6 protein-coding genes are annotated in these 6,569 nt (G+C 67.3%); all 6 read right to left on the minus strand.

What is annotated here, in order from left to right:
• Nucleotides 1-13: 13 nt before the first annotated feature.
• The 6 genes from CU044_RS28525 to CU044_RS28550 all read right to left on the minus strand — a co-directional run bounded on the left by CU044_RS28525 (nucleotide 14) and on the right by CU044_RS28550 (nucleotide 6,361).
• Nucleotides 14-898, minus strand: a complete 885-nt coding sequence (locus CU044_RS28525; protein WP_129771639.1) for an FHA domain-containing protein — start codon at nucleotides 896-898, stop codon at nucleotides 14-16.
• An 82-nt stretch (nucleotides 899-980) separates the two neighbouring features.
• A complete protein-coding gene (locus CU044_RS28530) occupies nucleotides 981-1,769 on the minus strand; it encodes a DUF881 domain-containing protein (RefSeq protein WP_129771640.1) in 789 nt (262 codons plus the stop codon).
• A gap of 5 nt (nucleotides 1,770-1,774) precedes the next feature.
• Nucleotides 1,775-2,107 (minus strand): small basic family protein, encoded by a 333-nt coding sequence (locus CU044_RS28535; RefSeq protein ID WP_023543062.1) that lies wholly within the window; start codon nucleotides 2,105-2,107, stop codon nucleotides 1,775-1,777.
• On the minus strand, nucleotides 2,104-3,033 hold the full coding sequence (locus CU044_RS28540; protein ID WP_129771641.1) for a DUF881 domain-containing protein: 930 nt from the start codon (nucleotides 3,031-3,033) through the stop codon (nucleotides 2,104-2,106). The genes CU044_RS28535 and CU044_RS28540 overlap by 4 nt, the downstream gene beginning before the upstream one ends.
• 110 nt (nucleotides 3,034-3,143) lie before the next feature.
• The gene (locus tag CU044_RS28545) at nucleotides 3,144-5,639 is read right to left on the minus strand and encodes a mannose-1-phosphate guanyltransferase (RefSeq protein ID WP_129771642.1); all 2,496 of its coding nucleotides are present in this window, start codon (nucleotides 5,637-5,639) and stop codon (nucleotides 3,144-3,146) included.
• A gap of 113 nt (nucleotides 5,640-5,752) precedes the next feature.
• Nucleotides 5,753-6,361: a CDP-alcohol phosphatidyltransferase family protein gene (locus tag CU044_RS28550; RefSeq protein WP_129771643.1), complete on the minus strand. Its 609-nt coding sequence runs from the start codon at nucleotides 6,359-6,361 to the stop codon at nucleotides 5,753-5,755.
• Nucleotides 6,362-6,569: the final 208 nt, after the last annotated feature.

The raw sequence follows: 6,569 nt of genomic DNA on the forward strand, positions 1-6,569 counted from the left end.
CCTTCCCTGAGGGTCACACGCCCCGCTGGCTCGCGTAGAAGACCAGCCGGTACTTACCGATCTGGACCTCGTCGCCGTTCGCCAGCAGGACCGAATCGATCCGCTCACGATTGACGTACGTACCGTTCAGACTGCCCACGTCCGAGACGGTGAAGCGGCCGTCGGCACCCCTGCGGAACTCCACATGGCGCCGCGACACGGTCACATCGTCCAGGAAGATGTCGCTCTCCGGATGACGGCCGGCCGTGGTCAGCTCGCCGTCCAGCAGGAAGCGGCTACCCGAATTCGGACCGCGGCGCACCACCAGGAGCGCCGACCCCGTCGGCAGCGCGTCGACCGCCGCCTGCGCCTCCGGTGTGAGCGAGGGAAGCGACGTCTGGCCGGTCACCTCGGAGTCATACGCCTCAAGACCCGAGATGGAGATCGTCGAGGTGGTCTCCGAAGCACGCTCCGCGGGCGCCCCGCCCCGCAGCGGCGCGCCACAGTTGGAGCAGAACCGACTGGCTTCGGCGTTCCGGTGTCCGCACCTCGTGCATACAGGCAAGGCCGACATAGAGGGATCCTCCTGCCGCGACTGCCCCCCGGGGACAGATGAGTCCTCGAAACCTATGCGGCCGGGACCAGCAGGGTCAACAGACGACGCGCCGGACGCCTCGCCACCCACCTGGTCGCGGAAGAGCGGACGCTCGCCGCCCGACTCCTCGCTCTGGCCATGGCGCGACGCGCGATGGCGAGCGGTGCCGCTCTCCTCGCGTGCGCTCTTGCCGAACAACTTCGCAAACAACTTCACGGGCGATTCCCCTTGACCGAAACAGACCCGCCCGTGGGGCAGGACGAACCCTGAATGAACACACCTGCCGACCCGGACATCTTGACAACGTCCGTATCCACCGGACAGTTTCCACCACGCACCACGCTGATCGTGCGCCGACCCCCCGCAACCTCATGCCCGCGTACGGCGGCTGCCATGCACCCCTGCCTCACTGCGACGACGACCGAGCGTAGTCAGGACGCTTCGCCGGTCGCAAGGCGTCCACGATGATCTTCTCAGCACGCGCCACCGTGGCTGTGGCCTGCTCCTTCTCCAGCGTCTGGACCACTCCGCCCGGAATGTTGAGGGCGGGCTCCAGATCCTGCGGCTTACCGATGACCTTGAAGACGTACGGGGCGGCGACTCGGTTGCCATCCACCTGAACGTCACCCCCCGTACCCGAGAAGTATGTATCGGCGACCACCCGCACGTCATTGACCTGGATGGCCTCGGCGCCCGCCGCCCGCAGCTCCTGGATCGCGTCGAGCAGCATGTCCGGCTCGACCGTGCCGCTGGGATCGTCGATGGTCAGCGTGATTCCGGGCCCCTGCGCCGCGACCGTCCCGGCCAGGATGCCCAGCTGCTGCTCCTTCTCCCGCGTCTGCTTGCGCGCCTCCTCCGCCTGGTCCGAGCTGGTCTCCAACTCGGTGCGCTGGGCGTCGAGACGCTGCTTCTCGTCCTCAAGGCGCTGCGTACGGTTGTCGAGTTCGTCGAGGATGCGCACCAGGTCCTCCTGACGGGCGCCCCGCAGCGCGCTGTCGTCGTTGTTCGAGGTGACCTGGATGGCGAGCCCGAGTCCGAGCACGAACAGCAGGACGGCGACGATCAGCTGGGCCCGGGTGACCCTCGGCGGCCACAGCCCCGCGGCCAACCGCTGACGCCCGGTGAGCTGTTGGCTCTCCGGCTCCGACGGGCCGCCCGTACCGTTCTCGTTCCTGGGGTTCTCTCCGCCGTTCATCGGCCTCACGCCCGGAACACATGCCGGCGGATCGCGGCAGCGTTGGAGAAGATGCGGATACCGAACACGACCACCACGCCGGTGGACAACTGCGCGCCCACGCCCAGCTTGTCGCCCAGGAACACGATCAGCGCGGCCACGACCACGTTCGACAGGAACGAGACGACGAAGACCTTGTCGACGAAGATCCCGTCGAGCATGGCGCGCAGTCCCCCGAAGACCGCGTCGAGCGCGGCGACGACGGCGATCGGCAGATAGGGCTCCACCACCGCCGGCACCTCGGGCCGGACCAACAATCCGACCACGACTCCCACGACGAGGCCCAGTACGGCGATCACGATGTGCCCTTCCCGGTGTTGGCCGCGCCCTGTCCGTTGCCCTTCCCGGCGTCGGCGGCCTTCGGCTCTGCTGTACGTACGATCAGGCTCGGCGCGGCAGGCAGGCGCACGTCTTCCTGATCCGAAATGCTGGTGCGAATACCGAAGTTCTCCTGGAGCGCGTGCAGATACTGACCGTCGGCGCTGTCCTGGAACGCGGTGCTCAGCTTCTTCCCGTCCCCCACCGCGAGCACCGTGTACGGCGGCACCAGCGGCCTGTTGTCGACCAGTATGGCGTCGCCCGCGGCCCGGATCGCGGACAGCGAGGTCAGCCGCTGCCCATTGATCGCGATCGCTTCCGCGCCCGACTCCCACAGCCCGTTGACGACGCGCTGCATATCGCGGTCGCGCACCCGGCCCGTATCGGAGAAGCCGCTGCTCTCCCGCGGCCCGTCGCCACCGGACTCGGCGTCCTTGGCGTCATCCACCACGAGCTGCACGCCAGGACCGTGCACCGGCGTCGCGCCCGCGAGCAGAGCGACCAGTTCGCCCTGGTCGCCGCCGTGAGCCCGCAGGGCCGCGCGCTGGCGCTCACCCACCTCGGCGCGCAGCTTCTCGACCGTGCTCTCCAGCGTGTCCGCCGTGGCGGTCTCCGCGTCGATCCGGCTGATGAGCTCCTCGCGCTCCTTGGCCACCACGGGCGCCGAGATCCGCGCCTGTGCCGCGCCGACGGTGACCACGAAAGCGGCCAGCACCAGTCCCGCGGCGAGGCCGAGCTTCGCCTTGAGCGTGCGCGGCAGGCCGCCTTCCTCCGCGTCTCTGCGCGCCGCCGCCTCCGCGTAGCCCTCGTCGAGGCTGTGGTCCATCACATTGTTCAGCAGCGACATCGACGCGTCGGGGCGCGGCGGCGGAGAGCCGGTGCTCCGAATGGGGGGCTGCTGCGACATGACGCACATCGTCGCACGTCGGGGCCGCTACCGCCGAATGGCCCCACCGGCGCGCCGCACGGCGGTCGATCACGCCGTACGGCACACCGGTGTCACACCCGCGAAGGGCCCTAGTGACCTGCGCTGTCCACGACCGACGACCACTCGTCGAGCAGCGCCTGCGCCGACGCGTCGTCGGGACCTTCGGCCCACAAATGAGTGACGGCCTCGGCCGGGTCGGGCAGCACCATCACCCAGCGGCCGTCGGCCTCCACCACACGCACCCCGTCCGTCGTGTCCACCTGTCGGTCTCCGGCCGCCTCGACGACGCTGCGCATGACCAGCCCCTTGACGGCCCAGGGCGTCGCCAGATCCCGGCGCAGCACATGGGCGCGCGGGATACGGGCGTCGATCTGGCTCAGCGTGAGCTGCGTACGCGCCACCAGACCGATCAGCCGCACGAAGGCGGCCGTACCGTCCAGGACACTGCTGAACTCCGGCACGATGAAGGCTCCGCGCCCGTCACCGCCGAAGATCGTGGTCTCCTCACGGCCCACCCGGGTCAGATCGTCCGGCGAGGTGGTCGTCCACTCCACCTGCGTGCCGTGGTACGCGGCGACCTGCTCGGCGATCCTCGTCGTGGTCACGGGCAGCGCCACCCGCCCGCTGCGGCGCTCGGCCGCGACGAGATCGAGCAGGACCAGCAGGGCGCGGTCGTCCTCGATGATCCTGCCCCGCTCGTCGACCAGCGACAACCGCTCACCGACGGGGTCGAACCGCACCCCGAACGCGGCCCGCGCCGAGGCGACGATCTCACCGAGCCTGACGAGGCCCGAACGGCGCGATTCGGCCGTCTCGGTCGGCCGGGACTCGTCGAGGCCGGGGTTGATGGTCAGCGCGTCGACGCCGAGCCGGCCCAGGAGGCTGGGCAGCACGAGTCCGGCGCTGCCGTTGGACGCGTCGACCACGACCTTGAGCCCGGCCTCCGCGATCCCGGTCGTATCGACATTGCGCAGCAGCGAGCCGGTGTACGAGTCGAAGACGCTGGCCGGGAAGTGCAGGTCTCCGATCTCCCCGGGGAACGCGCGGCGGTACTCCTGTCGCGCGTACACCCGGTCCAGCTTGCGCTGACCGCCCTGCGACAGGTCGGCGCCGCGCTCGTCGAAGAACATGATGTCCACGGAGTCCGGGACCCCGGGCGTGGTACGGATCATGATGCCGCCGGCGCTGCCCCGGGCCGTCTGCTGACGGGCGACCGGCAGCGGGACATTCTCCAGGTCCCGGACGTCGATGGCGCTGGACTGAAGTGACGAGATGACGGCGCGCTTGAGCGCACGAGCACCACGTGAGTGGTCACGCGCCGTGGTGACGGTGGAGCCCTTCTTCAGGGTTGTGGCATACGCGCCCGCGAGCCGCACCGCCACTTCTGGCGTGATCTCGACGTTCAGGATGCCGGAGACACCGCGCGCTCCGAAGAGATGCGCCTGCCCTCTGGACTCCCAGATCACCGACGTGTTGACGAAGGCGCCGGCTTCGATGGTCTTGAACGGGTAGACCCGCACATTGCCCTGGATGATCGATTCCTCGCCGACGAGGCACTCGTCGCCGATGACCGCGCCGTCCTCGATCCGGGCGGCGCGCATGATGTCCGTGTTCTTGCCGATCACACAGCCGCGCAGATTGCTGTGCTGCCCGATGTAGACGTTGTCGTGGACAACGGCCTTATGAAGGAACGCGCCGGTCTTGACGACGACATTGGATCCGACGACGGTGTGCTCGCGAATCTCCGCGTCGGCCTCGACCTTGGCGTAGTCACCGATGTACAGCGGCCCGCGCATTACGGCGTCGGGATGGACCTCGGCGCCTTCGGCGATCCACACGCCCGGTGAGATCTCGAAGCCGTCGATATCGACGTCGACCTTGCCTTCGAGCACATCGGCCTGGGCCTTGACGTAGCTCTCGTGCGTGCCGACGTCCTCCCAGTAGCCTTCGGCGATATAGCCGTAGACCTTCTTGCCCTCCTTCATCAACTGAGGGAAGACATCACCGGACCAGTCCACCGACACGTCGGCCTCGACATAGTCGAAGACCTCGGGCTCCATCACGTAGATGCCCGTGTTCACGGTGTCCGAGAAGACCTGTCCCCAGGTGGGCTTCTCCAGGAAGCGCTCAACCTTTCCCTCTTCGTCCACGATCGTGATGCCGAATTCCAGTGGATTCGGCACCCGGGTCAGACACACCGTCACCAGTGCGCCCTTTTCCTTGTGGAAGGCGATGAGGTCGGTCAGATCGAAATCGGTGAGCGCGTCACCGGAAATAACGAGGAAGGCATCGTCCTTCAGTGCCTCCTCCGCGTTCTTCACACTCCCCGCGGTGCCGAGCGGCTTCTCCTCGTTGGCATAGGTCAGTTCCATGCCCAGCTCTTCACCGTCACCGAAATAGTTCTTGACGAGAGAGGCGAGGAATTGCACGGTTACGACGGTCTCACTGAGCCCATGGCGCTTGAGCAACCGCAGCACATGCTCCATGATCGGCCGGTTTACGACCGGCAGGAGCGGCTTGGGCATGCTTGAGGTCATGGGGCGAAGTCGAGTACCTTCGCCACCGGCCATCACGACGGCCTTCATGTCGGAAGCGTCCTCCTTGAAGAGACGGTCTCGCCGACTTCACCCGTCTGGACAGAGGCCCCATTGACGTCGGGCGCGGGCCGGCGACACTGCACGGCACCACATCGACGAGTTCAGTCGGCCACGTTGTCCGCCTTGACAAGCCGACGGACCTGGACCACATACAGGATCCCTGCCCACCAATAGAGACTTGTACCCCAAATAGCGAACGCCCATCCGAAAACTTCAGCGAGTGACGCAAGCCAGCCACTTCCGTCACTGAGGAGCAGCAGCGGGAAGGCGTACATCAAGTTGAAGGTAGCCGCCTTGCCCAGGAAGTTCACCTGGGGAGGCGGATAGCCGTGCCTGCGAAGGATGGCCACCATGACCAGAAGCATCAGTTCCCGGGCCACGAGGGCCGCGGTGAGCCAGAGGGGAAGAATCTCCCGCCAGGTGAGGCCAACCAGGGTGGAAAGGATGTAGAGCCGGTCGGCCGCGGGGTCGAGGAGTCGCCCCAGGCTGCTGATCTGGTTCCAGCGGCGGGCGAGCTTGCCGTCGAGATAGTCGCTGACGCCGCTCAGCATGAGCACCAGCAAGGCCCATCCATCGCTCTTCGGCCCGCCGAACTCGGGGCGCAGGATCAGCCACAGGAAGAGCGGTACGCCGACGAGGCGGGCCATGCTGAGGATGTTGGGGATGGTGAGCACCCGGTCCGTCTGAACGCGAGTCTCCTGGACCTCCACCCGGGGGCCTCCTGTGTGGAACGTGCCAACGATGCCTCCTGACCCTACCCTCAGGGCCGGCGGACCGACGCAGGGGGGTGAGGAAAGGGGCAAAAGTGAGAGTGTCTGCGGAACGCAGGAATGCCCCGCACCAAAGGTGCGGGGCATTCCCATCAAAAATTGTTCGGCGGCGTCCTACTCTCCCACAGGGTCCCCCCTGCAGTACCAT

Origin of the sequence: Streptomyces sp. L-9-10, from assembly GCF_004151105.1 — a bacterium.
GTDB lineage: Bacteria > Actinomycetota > Actinomycetes > Streptomycetales > Streptomycetaceae > Streptomyces.

Excerpts from the sequence above, each read along its gene's own strand:
- CU044_RS28530 (WP_129771640.1), bottom strand. The coding sequence starts at position 1,769 with ATGAACGGCGGAGAGAACCCCAGGAACGAGAACGGTACGGGCGGCCCG.
- CU044_RS28540 (WP_129771641.1), bottom strand. The coding sequence starts at position 3,033 with ATGTCGCAGCAGCCCCCCATTCGGAGCACCGGCTCTCCGCCGCCGCGC.
- CU044_RS28545 (WP_129771642.1), bottom strand. The coding sequence starts at position 5,639 with ATGAAGGCCGTCGTGATGGCCGGTGGCGAAGGTACTCGACTTCGCCCC.